Origin of the sequence: Ruminococcus sp. HUN007, assembly GCF_000712055.1 — a bacterium.
Taxonomy (GTDB): Bacteria; Bacillota; Clostridia; order Oscillospirales; family Ruminococcaceae; genus HUN007.
Genome location: NZ_JOOA01000002.1, coordinates 889,749 through 914,237 on the forward strand (window position 1 = coordinate 889,749; position 24,489 = coordinate 914,237).

Consider the following 24,489-nt stretch of genomic DNA (forward strand, 5'->3'; position numbering starts at 1 on the left):
TCATACATGAAAAAGAATACCAAAACGAAGCTCAGCATATCCGGCACGTATTTGTACCGGATATGCTGAGTTTTTTCAGATATTTTCAAGTATTTTTTCAGTCATCTCAGTGCAGCTGAGCGCATTTCCACCGGATGTTCCAAGAAGATCTGCAGTTCTGAAACCTTTTTCAAGAACTGCGTCCACTGCCTTTTCAATGCAGTCTGCTTCTTCTTTCAGATCAAATGAATAGCGGAGCATCATAGCCGCCGACAGAACGGTTGCTATCGGATTTGCCTTGTTCTGACCGGCAATGTCGGGTGCAGAACCGTGTATAGGTTCGTACATGCCGCGCTTTGTGCTTCCGAGTGAAGCAGATGCAAGCATGCCGATGGAACCGGTTATCTGGGAAGCTTCATCGGACAGGATGTCACCGAACATGTTTGAAGTAACTATTACGTCAAACTGACCGGGATTTCTTACAAGCTGCATGGCCGCATTGTCAACGAGCATGTCGGAGTACTCAACTTCCGAGTATTCCTTCGACATTTCATGCATGATCTCACGCCACAGACGCGATGTTTCGAGTACATTCGCCTTGTCGATGCTTACAAGCTTTCTGTTTCTCTTCATCGCTGTCTCAAAGGCCACCCTGCCGATACGTTCGATCTCCATTCGGCTGTATGCTTCCGTATCAAACGCCTCAGGACCGTATTTTCCCTCGCGTCTTCCGCGCTCACCGAAGTAGATGCCGCCTGTCAGCTCGCGGACTATCATCAGTTCAAAACCACCCGCAACAATATCCGCTCTCAGCGGTGAGGCATTCTTAAGTGCCGGGTAAAGCTTTGCCGGACGAAGATTTGTAAACAGTCCGAGAGCCGATCTTATACCGAGCAGTGCCTTTTCAGGTCTTTTGCCTCCCGGCAGGTTATCCCACTTCGGACCTCCCACCGCTCCGAGGAGGACACTGTCGCTTGCAAGACATCCCTTTACCGTTTCCTCCGGAAGCGGCTCACCCGTTGCATCGATCGCACATCCGCCGATAAGGTAAGGGGTAAACTCAAACTCATGGCCGTACTTTGCACCAACCTTTTTCAGCACTTCAACTGCGCTGTCAACTATCTCAGGACCGATACCGTCGCCCTTCAGTAATGCTATACTGTATTTCATGAGCGTATCCTCCTACTTTATTATTCCGTCGGCGATGGACTTTACAAGTCCGCCGTTTTCAATGATCTTCTGAACGAATTCAGGGAACGGTGCAGTCTTATACTGCTTCCCTGTTGTTTTGTTTGTGATAACGCCTGCGTCCATGTCTGCCACTACTTCATCTCCCTCGGATATTTCAGCAGCAGCCTCAGGACATTCAACTATTCCGAGCCCTATGTTGATGGCATTTCTGTAAAAGATACGAGCAAAGCTCTTTGCGATAACTATTGAAATTCCGCTCTCCTTTATCGCAATAGGTGCATGTTCCCTTGATGAACCGCATCCGAAATTCTGGCCTGCCACCATTATGTCCCCGGCCTTTACCCTGCCTGTAAATAAAGTATCTAGGTCTTCCATGCAGTGTGAAGCCAGTTCCTTTCTGTCGCTGGTGTTAAGATATCTTGCCGGGATTATAACGTCTGTGTCAACGTTGTCGCCGTACTTAATTACTGTGCCTTCGTATTTCATAGCAAATACCTCCGTAAATCACGCCATTACTGCTGCAGGATCAGCAAGTTTTCCGGCAACGGCACTCGCTGCCGCAACAGCCGGACCTGCAAGATAAACCTCCGAACCCGGATGTCCCATTCTTCCCACAAAGTTTCTGTTCGTTGTCGCAACTGCACGCTCGCCTTCCGCGAGAATGCCCATGTGTCCGCCGAGACACGGTCCGCAGGTCGGTGTCGAAACAACTGCACCGGCTTCAATGAATGTTTTAAGATATCCTTTTTCCATTGCTTCAAGGTAAATCTTCTGGGTAGCCGGAATAATTATTGTCCTTACGTGCGGTGCGACCTTTCTTCCTTTGAGTATCTCCGCTGCTGCCGCCAGATCTTCAAGCCTTCCGTTTGTACATGATCCGATAACGACCTGATCTATTCTGACATCGCCAATCTCGTCAAATGTTTTTGCATTTTCCGGAAGATGAGGGAAAGCAACTGTTGACTTAATTTCGGAAAGATCTATCTCAATAACTCTTTCGTAAACTGCATCCTCATCAGCTTTATAGATAACCGGTTTTCTGTCGCTGTGTTCGGCAATGTACTTAAGTGTGATGTCATCCACTTCAAAAATGCCGTTCTTTGCACCGGCTTCAATAGCCATGTTTGCAATGCACAGCCTGTCGTCCATGCTGAGGCTCATAAGGCCTTCGCCTGTAAATTCCATGGACTTGTAAAGTGCTCCGTCAACACCTATCATACCGATTATGTGAAGAATAAGATCCTTTCCGGAAACGTACTTTCTGAAGCTTCCCTTAAGAACGAATTTTATAGCTTCAGGTACTTTGAACCATGCCTTTCCTGTCGCCATTCCGCAGGCCATGTCCGTTGAACCCACTCCGGTCGAGAAAGCACCGAGAGCGCCGTAGGTACAGGTGTGTGAATCGGCACCGATAACTGCATCTCCTGCAACAACAAGCCCTTTTTCCGGAAGCAGAGCGTGTTCAATGCCCATCTGTCCGACGTCGAAGAAATTGGTGATCGACTTTTCACCGCAGAACTCACGGCACATCTTACACTGCTCTGCTGCCTTGATGTCCTTGTTCGGAGCGAAATGGTCCATGACCATTGTCACCTTATCCTTATCGAAAACATCTTTTTTTCCGAGTTTGTTAAATTCCTTTATGGCAACCGGAGATGTGATGTCGTTTCCGAGCACCAGATCAAGATCGACCATGATTAGTTCGCCGCTTTCGACCTTATCCACTCCGGCATGAGCAGCCAGTATCTTCTGAGTCATTGTCATTCCCATAATTACGCCCTGCTTTCTTTCATAGATTTATTTACTGCGCTTACAAGTGCCTTTGCTGAAGACATTATGATATCGGTGTCGATACCGGTTCCCCATGAAAGGCTTCCGTCTTCATTTTTGATTCCCACATAGGAAACAGCCTTTGATGCTGAACTGCTTTCAAGAGCGTGTTCCGTATAGGTCTCTATCGTGTATTTAAGTCCGAGGTAGGACTTGAGGGCATTGCTTACAGCATCGAGACGACCGTTACCGTTATTTGTTATGCTCGCCTTTTTGCCGTTATACTCGAGGGTGATGTTGGCCTCGATACCGTCACCCTGCACGTAGTGGATCTCTTTGATAGTTACCGGCGTACTGATGTTTACGTATTCTTCTGTGAATATTCTGAACACATCGCCCGGAAGAAGTTCCTTGTGTGCGTGATCGGAGATGTTCTTCACCTTGTAGCCGAATTCCTCTCTCATCTTCACCGGAATATTCATGCCGAACTTTGTTTCCATGAGATATCCTATGCCGCCCTTGCCGGACTGGCTGTTGATCCTGATGACATCGGTCTCGTAGGTACGTCCCACATCGGAAGGATCGATCGGAAGATACGGAACGTTCCACATGTCACAGCCTTTGTTTTCACGCCACTTCATGCCCTTGGCTATGGCATCCTGATGCGATCCGCTGAAAGCAGCAAACACGAGCTGGCCGCTGTATGGCTGACGTTCGTAGACTCTCATTCTTGTGACATTTTCGTAAACTTCAGTTATTTCCGGAATATTCGAAAAATCAAGTCCCGGATCAACGCCCTGTGAGAACATGTTGAGTGCAAGAGTGATTATATCAACGTTTCCGGTACGCTCGCCGTTTCCGAAAAGAGTACCTTCAACACGGTCAGCACCAGCGAGAAGTCCCATTTCGGTATCTGCGATCGCACATCCGCGGTCGTTGTGCGGGTGGAGTGAGACAATAACATTCTCACGGTATTTAAGATTCTCACACATGTACTCGACCTGATTGGCATAGACATGAGGCATTGAATGTGAGACCGTAACAGGGAGATTGATTATCACCTTGTCATCAGCCTTCGGCTTCCACACATCGAGAACTGCATTGCATATCTCGAGTGCATATTCAGGTTCCGTTCCGGTAAAGCTTTCAGGTGAATATTCAAAACGGAAATTGCCTTCCGTCTTTTCACGGTATTCCATACAGAGCTTTGCGCCCGATACGGCAATTTCGGTTATTTCCTCCTTGCTTTTCTTAAATACCTGTTCACGCTGTGCAACAGAAGTTGAATTGTAAAGATGTATTATAGCATTTTTCGCACCTTTGAGTGCTTCAAAGGTTTTTGCGATTATGTGTTCACGTGACTGAGTAAGTACCTGAATAGATACATCGTCCGGGATCATATCATTTTCAATAAGCGTCCGGCAGAATTCATACTCCGTTTCGGAAGCAGCCGGAAATCCGATCTCGATCTCCTTAAAACCGATCTTTATGAGCATTTTGTAGAACTCGAGTTTTTCCTCAAGGCTCATCGGAGTAATGAGAGCCTGATTACCGTCCCTGAGGTCTACACTGCACCACTGCGGCGCCTTGTCAATGTAGGACTTTTCGGTCCATTTCATTTTTGTCTTCGGAGCTTCAAAAAACTGTCTGGTGTACTTGTCTGCATTTTTCATAGCAAAAATTCCTTTCAAAGAAAAAATAATTTTTGCAGATGACTAATCACTGTCATTTAAATTTTTCGCCGCGGATCTGATCGTCCGCATACGAAATAATATAAACAGCGATGCTGAATGGATTTTCCACTGCAGGGAGTCAGATCCTGCCGGCATAGGATCTTCTCAAATATCCCGGATAAAACAAAAACGTCCCTTTTATGTTCCTTTCGAAACATAAAAGAGACGAAGTAATTTTTCTCCGTGGTACCACTCTTTTTGGTATGCTTATATGCACACCCACTCATCCGCATCATTCAATACGTTTCTCTGTAACGGGAGAACCCGTTCAAGCTTACTCGTTATCTTTCAGCCGACTGCTCAGGGAGGAGCTATGACCATTATCATCTTACTGCCTCGCACCAAACGGCAGCTCTCTGAAAAGACTTCAAAGGTTTTATTTCCCTTCATCGCATTTGTATGTGTTTATTATAATCGGTTTTCATGTAATTGTCAATAGGAAATTTAAAATAATTCAGAATTAAACACGATCTTAACCTGCAGGCCGCCTTTCAGGTTATATTCCGTAATGAGCCGGTCAGCGGCTGCTTCTGCTGAATCTCCGTTTATATTGAACCGTCCGCTCATTCCGATACTTTTGTATTTGGCTCCATAGCATGTGATATCTTTTTTTATTTCCCTTATCAGTTCTTTCCTGTGACTCTGCTTATACTCTTCATTATCATATACTTCATCATTTTCATCTGTATAAATAATTCTTTCAAAAATATTCTCAGGAGAATCATAAAGCTCTATTCTTAAAAAATCCGGTGACTGAATGTATCTTTTTATCCCTGTTATATAATACACCGGTGTGACAGCGAGTACAAGATCATCATTATGATGAATAATATTTCTAAGAACTTCTCCCCGTTTCATATCTCTGTCATACAGCCAGCCAGTATTGACAAAGCTGTCAATAGTAGTATTGAAATACTTCTTAACTTCATCATCAAGATCAAAATACTTATACCCTAACTTTTTCGCGAGTATTTCCCCGACAGTAGATTTTCCGACACATGATACACCAAACAACAATATTTTCATAAATGATCCTTTTCTAAAATCAAATAAAACTTCTGTAATAATCTATTCCCTTTGATATTCTCATTTTCCTATAGAATAATATTATCATAATTCAGTCTTTTTTTCAAGCCGTCATGTGTTAACAGATAACCATCATGATACTGTAAAGAATTCCGCAAGGAATAAAAAAACAGTGAACATTAAAATAAATATAATGTTCACTGTACTTGATGTTTCTTTGAAAATTACTCGATAATAGCGTCCTTTTCGCCCTTTGAAATAACGATCGTACCCTGTTCCTCGAGCTTTCTGATAACTGCAATGATCCTCTGCTGAGCTTCTTCAACGTCACTCATACGGATATTATGCAGGTACTGCATATCTGTCTTGATAGTTTCCTGCTGACGCTGCGACATGTTTCCGAAAATAGCATCGGAGATCTCCTGCGAAGCAGTCTTGAGTGCAATTGTAAGGTCTTTGGTGTCGCATTCTCTGATGAACGCCTGGATCTCCATGTTGTCGAGACGCGTGATGTCTTCGAAAACGAACATTCTCTTTCTGATTTCCTCGACAAGCTCCGGAGTAGTTCCGCTGATCTCGTCGAAAATGTATTTTTCCGTCTTCATATCGACGTTGTTCATTACTTCGGCAAGATACTTGATACCGCCGACTTCCGCCATATCAACAGAAGCCATTGAACCGAGCTTCTTGAGCATGATGTTTTCAACGACCTTGATGACTTCCGGTGAAGTACGGTCAAGATTAGCAATACGCTGGAAAACGCTGACCTGAAGGTTAGGAGGCAGTTCCGCAAGTATCTTGGACGCCACCTCAGGAGCGGTATACGAGAGAACAAGAGCGATCGTCTGCGGATGCTCGTTCTGTATCATCATGAGTATTGTTTTGTAGTCAACTTTCTTGAGAAATTCAAAAGCGACCTGACGACCGTTTTTGTTGATCCTCTCCATAACTTCCCCGGCTCTTTCCTTACCGAACGCCTTGAGAAGAACGTCTTTGGCATAGGACTCACCGCCCTCGGCGATAACCTTCTGCTGAACGCACTGTTCATAGAATTCATTCATTATCTCCTGTGACTGCTGAGGAGTAATGGAATCCATTTTTGATATCTGAATAGACAGCTCTTCTATTTCATCATCACGCAAATATTTGAATATTTCCGAAGAAACATCTGCCCCGAGTGCGATGATGATCGAAGCTGCCTTAGTAATCGAATCCATTTTGGCTTTCAATCTTGTTTCACTTCCCTCGAATAATCATAATAAAAGTCATATATATTATTTTAACATTAACTAAAATAAAATTCAATAGCAGATATAATATTTAATTGATTTTTACAAGAAAAGCGTTGTCAGGAGCCACTCTGCTGCCCCTTATATTAAGAAGCCAGTCAGCAATTTTGTTTATGCCGGTCTGGAATTTTTCATTTGCCTTTATTTCTTCCGAGAAAAGTGAATCGTGAACTGCTGTACAGTAAACTGTTCCTTCGCTTACGGTATCAACTTCAGCCCATACATACTCGGCATCATTTCCTGATCCTTCAGCGGCATCCAGTTTTACCTTTACTATGCCCTTTGCTCCCGGTACAGCAAAACCCTTGATGAAATGAGGAATAGTCTCCTGTGCGAGTACAGTGATTCTTTCTGACTCTTCCGGAGAGTATTCTATAACAGCCTTTTCAAGTGAAAACGGAGTCACATCACTTGCTCTTACCAGTTTCTTTTCACCGCCGTCATTAGGTCCGATAAACAGAATACCGTTGAAAAGCTGCTGGACCCTTGGTCTTCTTTTGCCTGTTCCAAGTACACCCTCAGGATATACCCCTTCTTCGCCTTTCCAGAAACGCCATGAAGTAGTAAGCTTCTTTCCGTCTTCAAGTGAGGCAACATCAAACGGTTCCATTTCACCCGGGAATGTTCTCTCTGTTATAGCCTTGTTGGCAGTAATGCTGATTGCCGTAGCGTAAAAGTCAATGTTCTTTCCTTCGGCGTTTATTACTTCAAGTTCCATAAATCCGCAGCGGTTAAGTCCCTGTGTAAAGATCCATGCTCTTTCACTGCCTTCAGAGGAATTTTCCCTGTCAGCTGCAATATTGATAGAATAGATATATGACGGACCCGGTGATACTGCCGATGCTGCGACCTGTCTGAGCCATACCGGTGAGAAGATCCTTCTTACATTGAAGTCAGCCACTGCTGCAAGTTCAGGTACTGCACAGTTAAGCAGCTTAAGCTGGAAATGATGAGAAGCAAGTATATCATCACTGAATGTAAGTGAAACAGTCAGTCCGACTTTCGCCTGCTTGATCTGCTTCATGCATTCATCCGGAACAGGATGGCTGAACATGAAGTCAGGAGATATTGCACTTACCGGCTCTATTTTAAGATCCACCACAAATTCCATGTCTTTGTATCCGACAGTGATCATAGGACACATGTTCTTGTCATCGAAAGAAATATTCTTAAGATCAAATTCTTCATTTGCTTTTATTCTGTCATAGATAAGACCCGGTGTATCTATATCTGCATCATTCATAGGAATACCCATGATGTATGAAGTGGTTTTTTTGATTATTCCGCTTTTCATATTTTCCTCCCTCAGAGTACTTCAACCATTTCAAGAACTACGTCTGCTACCCTTTTGGCTGCTATCTTTTCAAATTCATCAAATGACATAGCGCCTTCGTCATCAGCATTGTCAGAAATGCATCTTACGCTTACGAAAGGCACTTCATTTAAATATGCGCAGTGTCCGACCGCTGCACTTTCCATATCAACAGCAAACGGATCGAACTTTTCCTTGATACCGTTTTTTACAGCTGTATCTGTGATAAATGCTTCACCGGAAACAATCCTGCCGACAAAGCTCTTTACACCCTGCTTTGTACAGGTATTAACAGCTGTTTGAATAAGTTTTTCATCCGCTTTGAAAATTCCGCAGTAAGGCGGATAATCCTTCAGAAAATGAAGGTCAAGATCATGCGGAAGAACTTCATTTGAAACAACTATGTCGCATACTTTTATACTGCTGTCCATACCACCGGCAATACCTGCGTTGATGACTGCATCAGGCCTGAAATTATCTATAAGCACCTGTGCACATAACGCAGCATTGACCTTTGCGATACCGCAGCATGCATTAATAACTTTTTTACCGGATACTTCATTGATATAAAAGTCAAATCCTGAAATACGCTTTATTTCCGCATCTTTAAGAGTATTTCTGATGTCTGCAAGTTCCGATGGCATAGCACCGATTATTCCGATTGTATTCATTTTTCTGATTTCCTTTCACTGGTTTTCTGAAAATGGCTGAATAAAATTAAGGCAGGAAATTTGTTGAATGAAACTTCCTGCTTTAATCATCTGTTTATGTTTAGTTTACAGATATAAAAGATCAGAGCTTAACGATCTCGCCCATAAGATTGCCTGAAGCACCAACAGCGTTTGATTCGTCTGTATCGATGTGCATAGCTCTTGCAAACTTATCTGAAACACGAACTACAACGTCGCCGAGAATAGCTTTTCTTCCGTTTGTGTCAAGCTTAACCCATACGATGTCCTTGTCCTTTACGCCGAGTTCTTCAGCATCAGCAGGTGTAAGGTGAATGTGACGCTTAGCAACGATAACACCTTCGCTGATCTCAACTTCGCCGCATGGACCAACGATCTTACATGCACCTGAACCAGAAATGTCGCCTGATTCTCTTACAGGAGCTGCAATACCGATAGAACGTGCATCTGTTGCTGATAATTCAACCTGGTTTGCTGAACGTACAGGTCCGAGGATAGATACGTTAGCGAGTTCCTTCTTAGGTCCAATGATTGTTACTCTTTCTTCGCTGGCAAACTGGCCTGGCTGTGAAAGATCCTTCTTGTGTGTAAGAGTTGCACCCTTGCCGAAAAGTGTTTCAAGAGCTTCCTGAGTTACGTGTACGTGTCTTGCTGATGTTTCAACAATAAAATTTTTAGCCATTTTTTAAAAAACTCCTTTAATGAATTTCTTTTATCTTAATAATTGTACTACTTTTTGCATTATTCGTCAAGGTATCGGTATAAAAAAAGAAAGCATTCTGCAACCAATGCAAAATGCTTTTAAGTGCGAGCGACGGGACTTGAACCCGTACGTCGAAGACACACGCCCCTCAAACGTGCCTGTCTGCCAATTCCAGCACGCTCGCATATTAAGTTAGACCTTTCGGTCAGTGCACCATCGGGGGCTCGAACCCAGGACCCACTGATTAAGAGTCAGTTGCTCTACCAACTGAGCTAATGGTGCATATAAGTGCCGGCGTCTATCTATCTTCCCGGGTCGTCGCCAACCGAGTATTTTCGACGTAAAAGAGCTTAACTTCTGTGTTCGGAATGGGAACAGGTGGGACCTCTTTGCCATTAACACCGACTATCTTTAAACTGAATATTCCGATTTCTTTCTACGATTTCTCTACAGACTTTCCTGATACTCTAGGAAAAGCCCTCGACCGATTAGTACTCACTCGCTTAACACCTCACGATGCTTACACGTTAAGCCTATCAACCTCTTAGTCTTTGAGGGGTCTTACTCTTTCGATGGGATATCTTATCTTAAGGCCGGCTTCACGCTTAGATGCCTTCAGCGTTTATCCGATCCGCACTTAGCTGCCCAGCTGTGCCACTGGCGTGACAACTGGTGCACCAGAGGTGCGTCCATCCCGGTCCTCTCGTACTAGGGACAGCTCCTTTCAAATATCCTTCGCCCACGACAGATAGGGACCGAACTGTCTCACGACGTTCTGAACCCAGCTCGCGTACCGCTTTAATTGGCGAACAGCCAAACCCTTGGGACCGAATTCAGCCCCAGGATGCGATGAGCCGACATCGAGGTGCCAAACCTCCCCGTCGATGTGGACTCTTGGGGGAGATCAGCCTGTTATCCCCAGGGTAGCTTTTATCCGTTGAGCGACGGCATTTCCACTCACATACCGCCGGATCACTAACTCCAACTTTCGTTCCTGCTCGACCCGTCAGTCTCGCAGTCAGGCTGGCTTTTGCGTTTACACTCTCTGGTATGGTTTCCATCCATACTGAGCCAACCTTTGAGCGCCTCCGTTACCTTTTAGGAGGCGACCGCCCCAGTCAAACTGCCCACCTAACATTGTCCCCTGACCAGATTCATGGTCACAGGTTAGAATTCCAGCACTTCAAGAGTGGTATCCCAACAGCGACTCCACACAAACTGACGTCCGTGTTTCCCAGTCTCCCACCTATCCTGTACATGAAATACCGAAATCCAATATTAAGCTACAGTGAAGCTCCATGGGGTCTTTCCGTCTAGTCGCAGGTAACCGGCATCTTCACCGGTACTACAATTTCGCCGGGTAGGTTGTTGAGACAGTGCCCAAATCGTTACACCATTCGTGCGGGTCAGAACTTACCTGACAAGGAATTTCGCTACCTTAGGACCGTTATAGTTACGGCCGCCGTTTACCGGGGCTTCAATTCAGAGCTCTCACTCCTCCTCTTAACCTTCCGGCACCGGGCAGGTGTCACCCCATATACGTCATCTTTCGATTTAGCATAGAGCTGTGTTTTTGCTAAACAGTCGCTTGGGCCTATTCTCTGCGACTCATTTCTGAGTACCCCTTCTCCCGAAGTTACGGGGTCAACTTGCCGAGTTCCTTAACAACCTTTCTCCCGTTGGCCTTAGAATTCTCTTCCTGTCTACCTGTGTCGGTTTGCGGTACGGGCTCCTTGTATATTCACATGACTTTTCTCGCCTCTTTCCACTAATACTTCCCGCTATTGCAGTCCCTTACGACCGGGGCAACCAGCGCCCGGCTATTCGCTTCAAAAGTGTCCTCATGCTTAAATACTTCGGAGGCTACGGAATTTCCACCGTATGTGCATCGGCTACGCGTTTCCGCCTCACCTTAGCTCCCGGCTTACTAGGAGCGGACGAACCTTCCTCCTAAAACCTTAGACTTTCGGCCATTATGATTCTCACATAATTCTCGCTACTCATTCCGGCATTCTCACTCGTATCTCGTCCACCATCGCTTCCGCTATGACTTCACCCTCGATACGACGCTCCTCTACCACTGATACTTGCGTATCAATCCCAAGCTTCGGTACAGATTTTAGCCCCGTTGAATTTTCGGCGCAGGGTCACTCGACCAGTGAGCTATTACGCACTCTTTTAATGAGTGGCTGCTTCTAAGCCAACATCCTGGTTGTCTGGGCAACCCCACATCCTTTTCCACTTAAACCTGTTTGGGGACCTTAGCTGTGGGTCTGGGCTCTTTCCCTTTTGACCGTGAGACTTATCTCACACGGTCTGACTGCTGTGATCTTATTATCCGGCATTCTTAGTTTGATAGGGTTCAGTAATCTCTCGACCCCTAGCCCATTCAGTGCTTTACCTCCGGTAATCATTCACAACGCTAGCCCTAAAGCTATTTCGAGGAGAACCAGCTATATCCGAGTTCGATTGGAATTTCTCCGCTAGCCACACCTCATCCGCCACCTTTTCAACGGGGGTCGGTTCGGCCCTCCATGGAGCTTTACCTCCACTTCAGCCTGGACATGGCTAGGTCACTCGGTTTCGGGTCTATCTCACTCAACTTAACGCCCTGTTAAGACTCGCTCTCGCTTCGGCTCCGTACCTTAAGTACTTAACCTTGCTGAGTAAGATAACTCGCCGGACCATTCTACAATAGGTACCATATCACACCTTGACGTGCTCTATGTGCTTGTAAGCATATGGTTTCAGGTTCTTTTTCACTCCCCTCCCGGGGTTCTTTTCACCTTTCCTTCACAGTACTCTTCGCTATCGGTCATTGGGTAGTATTCAGGCTTGGAGGGTGGTCCCCCCGGCTTCCCACCGGATTTCACGTGTCCGGCGGTACTCTGGATCCTGCTCGCTTTCTCGTCTTTTCGCTTACATGACTGTCACATTCTCTGGTGTGCCTTCCCATGCACTTCAGCTAAAACTTAAAATGCTAAATGCAGTCCTCAACCCCGGGAGCATTGCTGTTCCCGGTTTGGCCTCTTTCGCTTTCGCTCGCCACTACTCACAAAATCTCGTTTGATTTCTCTTCCTCCCCCTACTTAGATGTTTCAGTTCAGGGGGTTCCCCTCATACAGCTATTGATTCACTGTATGATGCATGACTGTTAATCATGCGGATTGCTCCATTCGGAAATCTGCGCATCAATGCTTGCTTACAGCTCCGCGCAGCTTATCGCAGCTGACCACGTCCTTCATCGGCTCCCAATGCCAAGGCATTCTCCATACGCTCTTATTAGCTTTACCTTTTGTATCAGTTCGAAATTATGTCTGTAGAATTTTGTTACCTGACTATTAAAAAAACTTGTTTTTTTAAATTGTCGTTCTTCTTCTCGTAGTTTTAATATCTTAATATTCAGTTTTCAAGATGCTATGTTAAGAATACTTTTTAAGTATCCTCAAAATTGAACAATGTCTTACCCATGAACTAACCTTAGGAATTTTGTTCTTCTTAGAAGAACGGTTCTCCTTAGAAAGGAGGTGATCCAGCCGCACCTTCCGATACGGCTACCTTGTTACGACTTCACCCCAGTCATCAATCCCACCTTCGACAGCGTCCTCCTTGCGGTTGGACTACTGGCTTCGGGTGTTACCGACTCCCATGGTGTGACGGGCGGTGTGTACAAGGCCCGGGAACGTATTCACCGCAGCATGCTGATCTGCGATTACTAGCAATTCCGACTTCATGCAGGCGGGTTGCAGCCTGCAATCCGAACTGAGACAATTTTTCGGGTTTTGCTTTACATCGCTGTATTGCTTCCCTCTGTTCGATTGCCATTGTAGTACGTGTGTAGCCCAGGTCATAAGGGGCATGATGATTTGACGTCATCCCCACCTTCCTCCGTTTTGTCAACGGCAGTCCCATTAGAGTGCTCTTGCGTAGCAACTAATGGTAAGGGTTGCGCTCGTTGCGGGACTTAACCCAACATCTCACGACACGAGCTGACGACAACCATGCACCACCTGTCTTTGTGTCCGAAGACATATCAATCTCTTGATATTTCACTCGATGTCAAGACCTGGTAAGGTTCTTCGCGTTGCTTCGAATTAAACCACATACTCCACTGCTTGTGCGGGCCCCCGTCAATTCCTTTGAGTTTCAGCCTTGCGGCCGTACTCCCCAGGTGGATTACTTATTGTGTTAACTGCGGCACGGAAGGGGTCAGTCCCCCCACACCTAGTAATCATCGTTTACAGCGTGGACTACCAGGGTATCTAATCCTGTTTGCTCCCCACGCTTTCGAGCCTCAGCGTCAGTTAAAGCCCAGTAAGCCGCCTTCGCCACTGATGTTCCTCCTAATATCTACGCATTTCACCGCTACACTAGGAATTCCGCTTACCTCTACTTCACTCAAGAACCACAGTTTCAAATGCAGTCTGCCAGTTGAGCCGGCATATTTCACATCTGACTTGCAGTCCCGCCTACACTCCCTTTACACCCAGTAATTCCGGATAACGCTTGCTCCCTACGTATTACCGCGGCTGCTGGCACGTAGTTAGCCGGAGCTTCCTTCTCGGGTACCGTCATTTTCGTCCCCGATGACAGAGGTTTACAATCCGAAAAACCTTCTTCCCTCACGCGGCATCGCTGCATCAGGCTTGCGCCCATTGTGCAATATTCCCCACTGCTGCCTCCCGTAGGAGTCTGGGCCGTGTCTCAGTCCCAATGTGGCCGTTCAACCTCTCAGTCCGGCTACTGATCGTTGCCTTGGTGGGCCGTTACCTCACCAACCAGCTAATCAGACGCGAGCCCATCTTTCAGCGATAAATCTTTGATATCAATACGATGCCGTATCAATATGTTATGAGGTATTACCATCCGTTTCCAGAAGCTATCCCTCTCTGAAAGGCAGGTTGCTCACGTGTTACTCACCCGTCCGCCACTAAGTTTAAAAGAGCAAGCTCTCTTAAACTCCGTTCGACTTGCATGTGTTAGGCGTGCCGCCAGCGTTCATCCTGAGCCAGGATCAAACTCTTTATAAAAGTTCTATAATAACCTTTTCAGGTTTATTATCTTTCCTGTACTCTGTTCAGAATACTTAGCTGCAGATTTTTTTGTCTTCTGCTTGACTTCTTAAATAATTCAAGAGAATTTAATCTCAAAGAATCTTCAAGGGTATTGTTTAGTGCATTGTTCAATTTTCAAGATACTTATTATTCTGTCTTTCGGAGTGTTCCCTCGTCCGACAGCTTTTTAATTATATCACGCCGCAAGGCACTTGTCAACACTTTTTTCAGAATTTTTCTTTAATTTTTCGGGTTTGTTAATGTTCCACAGTTTATTTGTCACTCATGGATTTTTTATATTAACAAATCCGGTCATTAATCATTTCATTTATTATTACTTTCATAAGGAAATTCTGATTATCATGAAATACGAGGGTAAAGCACCACCATCTTCCCGCTCGGAAATACGGCGAAACCATATTTCTGATTTAATCAGTGTTTTCTCAGGAAAACTTTAAACTCGGCACCACCGTCTTCTGATGAAGAAACAGTTATGTAGCCGCCTTCGCTTTCGATTATCTGACGGCTGAGATAGAGGCCTATGCCTACGCCGTTCTGTTCCCTTACTGCTTTGCCTCGGTAGAACCTTCCGAATATCAGATGCTGCTCATCTTCAGGGATTCCGGGACCGTTATCTTCTACAGTTATACAGACAAACATCTCGTACGGCTCTGCGCTGATTTTTATCGTGCTGTTTTCCGGGCAGTATTTTACCGCATTGTCTGTGATATTGAAAAGCGCTTCCGCAGTCCATTTTACATCAAAGCAGGCTGCTGTATTTTCAGAAGAATATTCGATTTTTATATTTTTCGCTTTTGCTGACGGAGCGACCTGACCGATTACCTGTCTTACAAGGTCGTCGGTATTGTTTTCTGTAACAGTCATCTGGAATGTTCCGGATTCAAGGCGGGATGTTTTCACAAGTGATTTTATCAGAAATTCAAGTTTTTGCGACTGTGAACGTATCTCGTTTACACACATGCGGCTCTGCTCGTCGAGGGGCTGCTCTTCAAGGATCTGTGTGTAGAGAAGGATGTTTGAAAGCGGTGTTTTGGTCTGATGTGAAATATCGGACACGAGTTCCTTCAGCTTTTTCCGCTCATCTTCTGTTTTCTGCGCGGAAAGCTTTGAAGATGTAAGATAGCGCAGCCATTTCGATTCAAGTTTTGAAAGTCTGGTCTCGCTGTAGTCGGATTCCTTAAATGTTCCGTTTATTCCGTCTTCAAGCATTTTATCAAGACGGTCAAGAGTTCTTTTTATGCCGAACATCAGTTCACCCTCCAGAGGTATCCGATACCGTAAACTGTTTTTATTGTTTCAGACGCTTCAAGTTTCTTACGCAGACGGTTCACGGTTACTGAAAGTGCGTTTTCATCAACGTATTCCTCGCTTCCGGTCCACACTGCATCGATCAGCTTTTCTCTGGTCAGAGTCTGGTTTTTGTTTCTGATGAGGCACCTTAAAAGCTTCTGTTCGGTCTTGCTGAGTTCCACCGGATCTCCTTTGACTGTAAACTCCATTTTTTCAAAGTCGAAAAAGTATGTTCCGTCGTCATAGCATGAGGCTCCGGACTGTGATGATCTTTTAAGGATCTTATCTATTCTCGCTCTTAAGACCATGAGGCTGAAGGGCTTGGTTATGTAATCGTCGGCACCGAGTTCAAGTCCGGTGACTTCATCTGTTTCAAGGTCATTGGCTGTCAGAATAATTACTGGCGTATCGGAAGTACGGCGAAGTTTTTCAAGGAAATCAAATCCGTATCCGTCAGGAAGATTCACATCAAGTATTATAAGGTCGGCGGAGTCAGGATCTTTAACTTCGCCAAGGCTGTAAAACTGCTTAAAGGAATATCCGGTGTTTTTAAGCGCCAGGGCTATTCCGTTATTCAGGGCATTGTCATCTTCTACTATAAAAATTGTCTTTGTCATTATGTTCACCGAAATTCATCAAAAATATTCTATATTATGATATCATGTTATCATATCAAAATCAAGGAAAATACTGATTTGACTGGAAATCCGGCTTCGCCGGATTTCCAGAGGTGAGATTTGCGGTGCTTCGCCCCGGATCCCCCACGCTGATTTATGAATAAATCAAAGTTTCCCTAAAATCCGGATCTGCTGGATACAGCGAAACACTGTCTTAAGTATAACAAATAACTGCAGCCTCTTACTGTGGTGTTTCACAGTTAAGAGGCTGCTAAGATCATATAATGAGGATGGATATCAGTTTTCTCTAAGTCTTTCGACTACTGATTCACGGCAGAGAATTCTGTATGCCAGTGCAGGAATGACCGCCGAAAGGATCAGCAGTACGGGAACGCAGACAAGCACCGGTATCAGCGTGAAACTGTCAGAGAACGATTCCCCTGCGATAAAGTTTACAAGCACAAAACATAAAGGCGTTCCGAACAGTACAGATGCAGCCGCCGTAAGAACTGCGTAACTAACACCTTCCCACATGAGCATGGAACTTAACTGTTTTCCTGTCATGCCAACTGCATTCATAACTGCCAGTTCGCGTTTACGTGAAACAATTCCGGTAACTACGGAATTTACAAAGTTTAAGATACCGATCAGGCCCAGAATAGTGCAAAGGGATCCGCCGACTATCTTTATCATTCTTGTAAAATCTTCATATTCTGCCCTGAGGCTCTCAATGCTTTTCAGATATATGCCCGGTTCGGGTGCAATGATGTCATTTAATTTTTCTGATACTTCATCATACTTTCCTTCTCCGGCATTTATCATGACTGATAATGCTTTTCTGTTTTCAGTTAAACCAAAGTATTCAGTTTCCGGTATTATTACCGTCGAATCAAAATAAAAAGACGACTGTTTATCAAGTGTTTCGGGAAGGCTGCCGACAGCCATGACCTCATATTCCCTCTTTTCCGTTTTTCCTGTATCCTGATCTGTCATCGTAAATGTAACCGTATCACCCGGTCTGTAAAGCACATCCTCGTCTGTTTCCATTCTGCGAAGCTTCAAATATCCGGTTGTAACTATCGCATATCTGCCTGTTTTCCATTTCTGTTCGTCAAATTCTCCGTCTGATAATACAAGTTCTTTTCCAAAACCATCCGAGATACCGTAAAGCGTTCCGAACGCGCCGTGATTTTCGATGGTTTCGAATACACCTGACTTGTCTGATGCAGCGTATTTTTCCTTAAGAGCGTTCATCTTTTTTTCAGCTTCACCCGAAAGTTCAAGAAAGATCTCACTGCCATACACGGTTTCCATTTCACTGATGCCTTCCGTATTTCTCAGCGATTCGAGAATTTCCGGATTTATTTTCTGTAACTCATCTGAAAAAGATTCGGCAGAGTTATGCATTACCTTTCTGACAACATTAAAATCACCGGTTATCTCTCCGCGGATCTGATCTTCAAAACTGAAAGTATTTAATAAGACAGAAACTGAATTCAGAATAATAAGGCTGAGTGAAAGTGACAGCACAACTACTATACCTTTTTTTCTGTTTCGTGCCAGATTGCTCAGAGCCAGTGAAAGAGGAGTTGTTTTCCCGGTTTTCTTCTGTTCTTTTTTTATGTTTATACTCGTTTCGTTGTAACGGAGCGCCTCGATCGGGGAAACATTTCCGGCTGCTCTGCACGGTCCGGAACAGCTTATCAGCACGGTCGCAAAGGTAAATACAGCCGCTGTAACACAGACCGGCAGAAGAATATCTGAACTTACAGTATAATTATCTGCGGAACCAATGTTAAGAGTTACAGTGATGAACTTCATAAGAGCTCTTCCGAGAAACACACCGCCGCCAAGTCCGAAAGGAATGCCGATAAGTGAATAGATCAGTGCTTCGGTTCTGACCATATGTCTTATCTGTTTTGATGTGGTGCCTATAGTTTTAAGAAGACCGTAACTGCGAATGTTTACAGATATATTTATGCGGAAGATATTGTAGATTATAAGATATCCCGCTGCAAATATCAGAAGCGTGAACATAAGATATCCGGTAACGGAATCAGAATCAGCATTACTGGTCTGATAAGCCGGATTCACACCGAAATAAGGTGCGTTTTCCTTGTTTCCGTACAGCCTTTCAGCCAGTTTTTCTGTCTTTCCTGCAATGTCAAGGCTGCTTCGGAAATCAAAACTTACCTGCATATAGCCTGCGTATTTCACACCGGAATCTTTTCCTTTGCCGAGCTGATCGTAAAAAGAAGTCTGAGGCTTCGGAACATTCTTATTTACAAATTCACGTGATACCCAGGCCTGCTGTGCCGGTGCCACAGGATCACCCTTCCAGAATCCGCAGAGAGTAAATTCATGTTCACTTATCTCACCGTCGATATTAAGAACAACAGGTACCTTTACTCCTGTTTCGTAAGGAAGATCAAGTCTGTCAAGCATAAGTGTGCTGACTGCTATCTCGTCCTCAGATTCCGGAAGTCTGCCGGTTTCAGGAAAGCAGAATGAATCCTTCGCCTCATCATCACTTCCGGCATGATTGAGTTCAACATTAAGATCCTTAAGCTCATCGTTTATCACGGTGCCGACTATTATGCGGTAAGTAACACCGGTAACCGAACGGTCGGAACGGATTTTTTCGTAATCTTCCTCCATGCAGAATTTAAAACCTGCCATACTCTTTGCACCGACAGCTCTCATGCTTTCGTTCTGAAAACCGTTTATCAGCGCACCGCCTACTGAAGCAAGTGCGGCAAACATTACACAGGTAAGTATTACTGAAAAGATCACTATGCAGTTCATCTTTCCTGATTTTCTGAATTCACGGAAAGCAAGACGGCGGATAACTGCTTTGTTTTTTACCTTATTCATTTCCGGCACCGCCCTTTACTATATGACCGTCCTCAATACGTATTATTCTGTCAGCCATCTGTGCTATTGCTTCGTTGTGAGTTATCATGACGATGGTCTGGGAAAATTTCTGACCGGTCACCTTAAGGAGACCGAGCACATCCTGGGATGTTTTACTGTCAAGATTTCCGGTAGGTTCATCCGCAAGAACAATGGCCGGTTTGGATGCAAGTGCTCTTGCGATAGCAACTCTCTGCTGCTGACCGCCTGAAAGCTGGTTCGGAAGACGGTTCTTCATGTTTTCCAGCCCAAGAGTACTTATTACTTCACCGACAAATTTATCGTCCACATCACTTCCGTCAAGCTGAATCGGGAAAACTATGTTTTCGTAAACATTCAGAGTCGGCACAAGGTTGAATGACTGAAACACAAACCCTATTTTTCTTCTGCGGAAAATCGTAAGTTCTTCATCCTTCAGCGAGAAGATATCCTTGTTTTCAACATAAACCTTTCCGGATGTTGGTCTGTCAAGTCCGCCCATCATATGAAGCAGAGTAGATTTTCCGCTTCCGGATGTTCCGATAATCGCAGCAAAGCTGCCTTCTTCTATGCATAACTCAGCATTTTCAAGAGCCGTTACCTTATTCTGTCCTTTTCCGTACACTTTCGTAAGTGCTTCTGTTTTTAACACGTACATTACTGTCACCTCATAAAACTTTTGGGATCAGTGATCCTGATTTTTATCACTGAATATATTCTAACAAATGATCCTTTCATGAGTCTTTCTGAAATCTAACAGTTTTGAAAGAATTGAAATTTTTTTTTACCTTTTTTCTGCCCGTTTACTTTATACCCGCACTTTTTTCTCCTTATTAAAGCAAACACCCCTTGACAGGAAGATCATAATATGGTAAGATAACAGTGTTACGTAACAGTGTTATCTTGTGAGGTGGAATTATGGAACATGATAACGAAAGCAGAGAAAAGCTTATTGTTTCGGCAAAGAAGGAGTTTCTGGAGAAGGGATTTGAAAAGGCTTCACTGCGGTCGATAAGTTCGGCAGCGGGACTTACTACCGGAGCTGTGTACTTCTTTTTCAGGGATAAAAACGGACTGTTCGGTGCAGTGGTCGATGAACCGGTTCAGAAGATCATGAGTGTGATAAAGGAGCATTTTGCTGCTGATACGGAAGTCTCTCCGGAGGATTTCACTCACAGCTCCGGCGATCATGATGATTTTGCGGATGCACTTATTTCCGCACTTTATTCGGACAGAGACGCCGTACTTATTCTTCTTGAAAAGGCATCCGGATCGGTGTACGAGAACATCGTTGATAAATTCATCGGAATGATGGAACAGTACAACGCAAAACTTGCGGAGAATTATCTGGTGATGTTTCCGGACAAGCGGGTGGATGAATACATGCTTCACTGGCTTTCCCATGTTCAGATAAATGCTTTCGTGCATCTTATCACACATGAAGAAAACCCGGAAAAAGCTGCACGCGAGATCAAATCAGTTATTGATATGCTCGTCGAAAGCTGGATAGCACATATACTTACAGAGAAAGAATAGAAGGCTTGCTGCATCATATCTGACTGACAGAAAAATGCATACCCTGCCCTGTTTATAAGCCTCTGCAGATCGCAGGCTATGCATTACAGATAAGTGCGTGAAAAACTTATCTATCAGTGAATGTCATTTAAAACTGGCATTCACTATATTTTGAACAGGCGGTTAGCATAAACTTACTGAGGAGGAGACAAAAATGTATCTTGAAGTGAAGGACGTAAAGAAAAGCTACGGTAAAGACAACAGTTACATTCAGGTACTGAAAGGGATAAGCACGAGTCTTGAACAAGGACAAATGTGCGTAATACAAGGCACAAGCGGTTCGGGAAAATCTACGCTTCTAAACTGCATCGGCGGACTGGATACGATGGACTCCGGTTCGATCACTGTTGACGGAACGGAGATCTTCGGTATGAAACCGAATCAGCTTTCAGACTACAGGCGCGATAATCTGGGCTTTATTTTTCAGTTCTATAACCTGGTGCCGAATCTGACCGTCAGAGAGAACATACAGATATGCGAATATATTGCCGATGATCCGCTGGACATCGATGAACTTCTTGAAACGCTCGGACTTACCGAACACCAGAACAAGTTCCCGGCTCAGCTTTCAGGCGGTCAGCAGCAGAGATGTGCCATCGCCAGAGCACTTGTTAAAAATCCGAAGCTCCTCCTCTGTGACGAGCCGACAGGTGCCCTCGATTCAAAAACCAGCCGCGACATTCTTGTCCTTCTGGAAAAGATAAACGGGAAATACGGAACAACGATGCTGATAGTTACCCACAACAACTCCATTAAAAACATGGTACACAAGGTAATTATCATAAAGGACGGACTTATAAAGAAAGAATATGAAAACGAAACGAGAATACCTGCTGCGGAACTGGAGGATCTGTAATGAATAGAGTTTTAAACCGACGTAATCTCCGCAGTCTTAAAAGCCGTTTTCCAAGATATCTTGCACTGCTTCTGCTGATAGTAATGGGCGTTTATCTTATAATCTCGATAGTAGGATCTGCGGAAATGATCATTCAGGGCACTGAAAAACAGAAGAAATTTAACAAAGTCGAGGACGGACAGTTCACGGTATTCCTTCCGCTTACCGACAGCCAGATACATGAGCTTTCCGGATATGATACGGTGATAGAACCGATATTTTCTATCGATCTGAAAGCCGAAGACGGTTCAACGCTGAGAATGTTCAAAAACAGAAAAAAAGTTGACCTGATACAGCTGGATGAGGGCCGTCAGGCGGAAAAATACGGTGAAGCCGTAATAGAAAAAGGATATGCATCTGCCCACGACATACACACCGGTGACTTCATTACAGCCGGAGGCGTTAAACTCAGGATCACCGGAATCGGATCCGTGCCGGATTATGATATGTGTATTGCCCGTTTCAGCGATACGGCTGTCGAAAGGAGCATATTCGGGCTCATATTCACAAGTGACGAACAGTATGAGAAACTGAAGGAAAAGAATGATCTGAATGCAGAAGAATACACTTATGCATACCGCCTTGGATATCTGTCTGAAACAACGCTAAAGAATGATCTGAAAAAGATAAAGATCGATCCCGAACAGGTGGACAACAAATACTTCCGTGAGATCATCAGCGAAAAACTTAAGGACCGTCATGAATTCGAAGACAGTATAAGTGATCTCAATGACGGTGCAGAGAAGCTTTCAGAAGGACTGAAGGGCTTAAGTTCAGTTATACCGGAACTGAAAGACGCCGCCGAAGGTTCTGCCGAACTAGCAGACGGCACGAAAAAGCTTAAGGAAAACACCGGCGAATTACTCGATAAAGTCTTTGAGGTAAAAATCGAAAATCTTACATCATTTATCCCGGCAGATGAAAACATAAAAATAGAAGGTGCAGCCGGAGACGTTGTAATGGACAAAAACGCCGGACTGGTTGCCGGAATAATTGTTCTTACCCTTTTTGCCTACGTCATTTCAGTTTTCGTAGTTCATCAGATTGAAGAAGAACAGAGTGTCATCGGCGCGCTGTATGCACTGGGAGTTAAAAAGAAGGATCTGATGCTCCACTACATAACCCTTCCGACACTTATATCCCTGGCAGCCGCCGTCATTGGTTCCCTGCTCGGATTTTCACCGCTCGGCATACTGAAGCAGTCGGAAGATACCTACAGCTACTTTTCACTTCCGCAGTTCGATACGGTTTATCCGCCGTACCTCATCGTATACGCACTGGTTCTTCCGCCGGTGATATGCGCTGTGGTAAATGCCGTTGTCATAAACCGGAAGCTTTCACGCACTGCCCTTTCGCTTATGAAAAATGAGCAGTCCGGAAGAAGCTACAGACAGTTCACACTGAAAACCAGAAGTTTCCCGAAACTTTTTGCCATTCGTCAGATGGTAAGGGAATCACGTTCAGTGATAACTATAATCCTCGGTATGTTCGTTTCCCTCATGATCATCATGCTCGGAACAGACTCTGCCGTGCTCTGCGGAAACGTAAACGACTGTACGGTAAATGACACGAAATTCGAATATCAGTATCTGTACAAATATCCTGACAAAACTCCGCCTGAGGACGGCGAAGCGGCATATGTCGAAACGCTGAGCACGGACTGTATGGGATATACTCTTGACGTAAGCGTTATCGGGCTCGGAGAAAAAAGCAGGTATTTTGATGTATCTGTCGCAAAGGGAAAAAACAGAGCAGTCATCAACGCTTCCCTTGCAGAAAGATACGGTTACAGAAAAGGTGACAAAGTCGCTTTTACTGATTCATCGTCAGACACGGACTACTGCTTTACCGTAACAGATGTATGTGACTATTCCGTAGGCTTCGCCATATTCATGGACATTGACAGCATGCGTGAACTTTTCGGAAAGGACGAGGACTACTATAACATTGTTTACTCGGACAGAAAGCTTGACATTGACGACGGCAGACTTTACTCCGTCACATCAAAAGATGACGTCATACGCGGTGCCGGAGTTTTCTCAAAGCTTATGCTCCCGCTGGTAACGACTCTCATTGTTACCGGAACGATAGTTTTCTGCATTGTAATGTACCTGATGATGGGCGTAATGATTGACAGATCAGCAACGGGTATTTCACTCATCAAGATCTTCGGCTACCGTGCCGGTGAGATCAGGAAACTTTACCTGAACGGAAACCTTGTCGCAGTAGCTGCCGGAGCAGTTCTGGCACTGCCGCTCGCAAAGAAAGTTATTGATGCCATTTTTCCTTCATTCATTCCGAACGTTGCATGCACCATAAAGCTTGCTTTTCCGTGGCAGCTCTATTTACTGTTCTTCGTCTCCGTTCTCGTTATATACTTTGTAATAAACAGAATGCTCACCGGAAAGATAAACAGGATATCTCCTGCAGAGGTTCTTAAAAACAGAGAATAA

General features: G+C 44.6%; 16 protein-coding genes, 2 tRNA genes, 3 rRNA genes and 1 other annotated feature. Of the genes, 3 read left to right on the forward strand and 18 right to left on the reverse strand.

Going from position 1 to position 24,489, the window contains the following annotated elements; genetic code table 11:
• Positions 1-75: 75 nt before the first annotated feature.
• The 18 genes from leuB to CC97_RS08130 form a co-directional block, all read right to left on the reverse strand.
• Complete coding sequence (leuB, locus tag CC97_RS08045) at positions 76-1,149, reverse strand: 3-isopropylmalate dehydrogenase (RefSeq protein WP_044974542.1); 1,074 nt, start codon at positions 1,147-1,149, stop codon at positions 76-78.
• 12 nt (positions 1,150-1,161) lie between these two features.
• Positions 1,162-1,656 (reverse strand): 3-isopropylmalate dehydratase small subunit, encoded by a 495-nt coding sequence (leuD, locus tag CC97_RS08050; protein ID WP_044974543.1) that lies wholly within the window; start codon positions 1,654-1,656, stop codon positions 1,162-1,164.
• Between the two features lie 18 nt (positions 1,657-1,674).
• Complete coding sequence (gene leuC / locus CC97_RS08055; RefSeq protein WP_044974544.1) at positions 1,675-2,940, reverse strand: 3-isopropylmalate dehydratase large subunit; 1,266 nt, start codon at positions 2,938-2,940, stop codon at positions 1,675-1,677.
• Between the two features lie 2 nt (positions 2,941-2,942).
• The gene (locus CC97_RS08060; RefSeq protein ID WP_044974545.1) at positions 2,943-4,613 is read right to left on the reverse strand and encodes a 2-isopropylmalate synthase; all 1,671 of its coding nucleotides are present in this window, start codon (positions 4,611-4,613) and stop codon (positions 2,943-2,945) included.
• Between the two features lie 218 nt (positions 4,614-4,831).
• Positions 4,832-5,072: a binding site (T-box leader), on the reverse strand.
• A gap of 45 nt (positions 5,073-5,117) precedes the next feature.
• Positions 5,118-5,699, reverse strand: coding sequence for a shikimate kinase (locus tag CC97_RS08065; RefSeq protein ID WP_044974546.1), 582 nt, complete (start codon positions 5,697-5,699; stop codon positions 5,118-5,120).
• Between the two features lie 224 nt (positions 5,700-5,923).
• Entirely contained in the window at positions 5,924-6,916 is a 993-nt protein-coding gene (gene fliG / locus CC97_RS08070) for a flagellar motor switch protein FliG (RefSeq protein ID WP_044976892.1), read from the reverse strand.
• A gap of 103 nt (positions 6,917-7,019) precedes the next feature.
• Complete coding sequence (locus CC97_RS08075) at positions 7,020-8,282, reverse strand: DUF4026 domain-containing protein (RefSeq protein ID WP_044974547.1); 1,263 nt, start codon at positions 8,280-8,282, stop codon at positions 7,020-7,022.
• 11 nt (positions 8,283-8,293) lie between these two features.
• A complete protein-coding gene (locus CC97_RS08080; RefSeq protein ID WP_044974548.1) occupies positions 8,294-8,971 on the reverse strand; it encodes a 5'-methylthioadenosine/adenosylhomocysteine nucleosidase in 678 nt (225 codons plus the stop codon).
• Between the two features lie 121 nt (positions 8,972-9,092).
• Positions 9,093-9,671, reverse strand: a complete 579-nt coding sequence (locus CC97_RS08085; RefSeq protein ID WP_044974549.1) for a phosphate propanoyltransferase — start codon at positions 9,669-9,671, stop codon at positions 9,093-9,095.
• A 124-nt stretch (positions 9,672-9,795) separates the two neighbouring features.
• Positions 9,796-9,876 (reverse strand) — tRNA-Leu (locus CC97_RS08090).
• A 25-nt stretch (positions 9,877-9,901) separates the two neighbouring features.
• Positions 9,902-9,974: transfer RNA gene (locus CC97_RS08095), tRNA-Lys, on the reverse strand.
• A gap of 7 nt (positions 9,975-9,981) precedes the next feature.
• Positions 9,982-10,098, reverse strand: a 5S ribosomal RNA gene (rrf, locus tag CC97_RS08100).
• Between the two features lie 62 nt (positions 10,099-10,160).
• Positions 10,161-12,985: ribosomal RNA gene (locus CC97_RS08105) — 23S ribosomal RNA — on the reverse strand.
• A gap of 227 nt (positions 12,986-13,212) precedes the next feature.
• A 16S ribosomal RNA gene (locus CC97_RS08110) occupies positions 13,213-14,722 on the reverse strand.
• The 16S, 23S and 5S rRNA genes sit together here with 2 tRNA genes alongside, the layout of an rRNA operon.
• A gap of 456 nt (positions 14,723-15,178) precedes the next feature.
• The gene (locus CC97_RS08115; protein WP_044974550.1) at positions 15,179-16,015 is read right to left on the reverse strand and encodes a HAMP domain-containing sensor histidine kinase; all 837 of its coding nucleotides are present in this window, start codon (positions 16,013-16,015) and stop codon (positions 15,179-15,181) included.
• Positions 16,015-16,674, reverse strand: a complete 660-nt coding sequence (locus CC97_RS08120; protein ID WP_197021845.1) for a response regulator transcription factor — start codon at positions 16,672-16,674, stop codon at positions 16,015-16,017. Before CC97_RS08120 ends, CC97_RS08115 begins: the two co-directional genes overlap by 1 nt.
• A gap of 297 nt (positions 16,675-16,971) precedes the next feature.
• Complete coding sequence (locus CC97_RS08125; protein WP_044974552.1) at positions 16,972-19,548, reverse strand: ABC transporter permease; 2,577 nt, start codon at positions 19,546-19,548, stop codon at positions 16,972-16,974.
• Entirely contained in the window at positions 19,541-20,224 is a 684-nt protein-coding gene (locus tag CC97_RS08130) for an ABC transporter ATP-binding protein (protein ID WP_044974553.1), read from the reverse strand. Before CC97_RS08130 ends, CC97_RS08125 begins: the two co-directional genes overlap by 8 nt.
• A 260-nt stretch (positions 20,225-20,484) precedes the next feature.
• On the opposite strand from CC97_RS08130, the gene CC97_RS08135 reads away from it, so the two are divergent.
• From CC97_RS08135 to CC97_RS08145, 3 genes are all read left to right on the forward strand, one after another.
• Positions 20,485-21,102 (forward strand): TetR/AcrR family transcriptional regulator, encoded by a 618-nt coding sequence (locus tag CC97_RS08135; RefSeq protein ID WP_044974554.1) that lies wholly within the window; start codon positions 20,485-20,487, stop codon positions 21,100-21,102.
• Between the two features lie 193 nt (positions 21,103-21,295).
• The gene (locus CC97_RS08140; protein WP_044974555.1) at positions 21,296-21,997 is read left to right on the forward strand and encodes an ABC transporter ATP-binding protein; all 702 of its coding nucleotides are present in this window, start codon (positions 21,296-21,298) and stop codon (positions 21,995-21,997) included.
• Complete coding sequence (locus CC97_RS08145; protein WP_044974556.1) at positions 21,997-24,489, forward strand: ABC transporter permease; 2,493 nt, start codon at positions 21,997-21,999, stop codon at positions 24,487-24,489. Before CC97_RS08140 ends, CC97_RS08145 begins: the two co-directional genes overlap by 1 nt.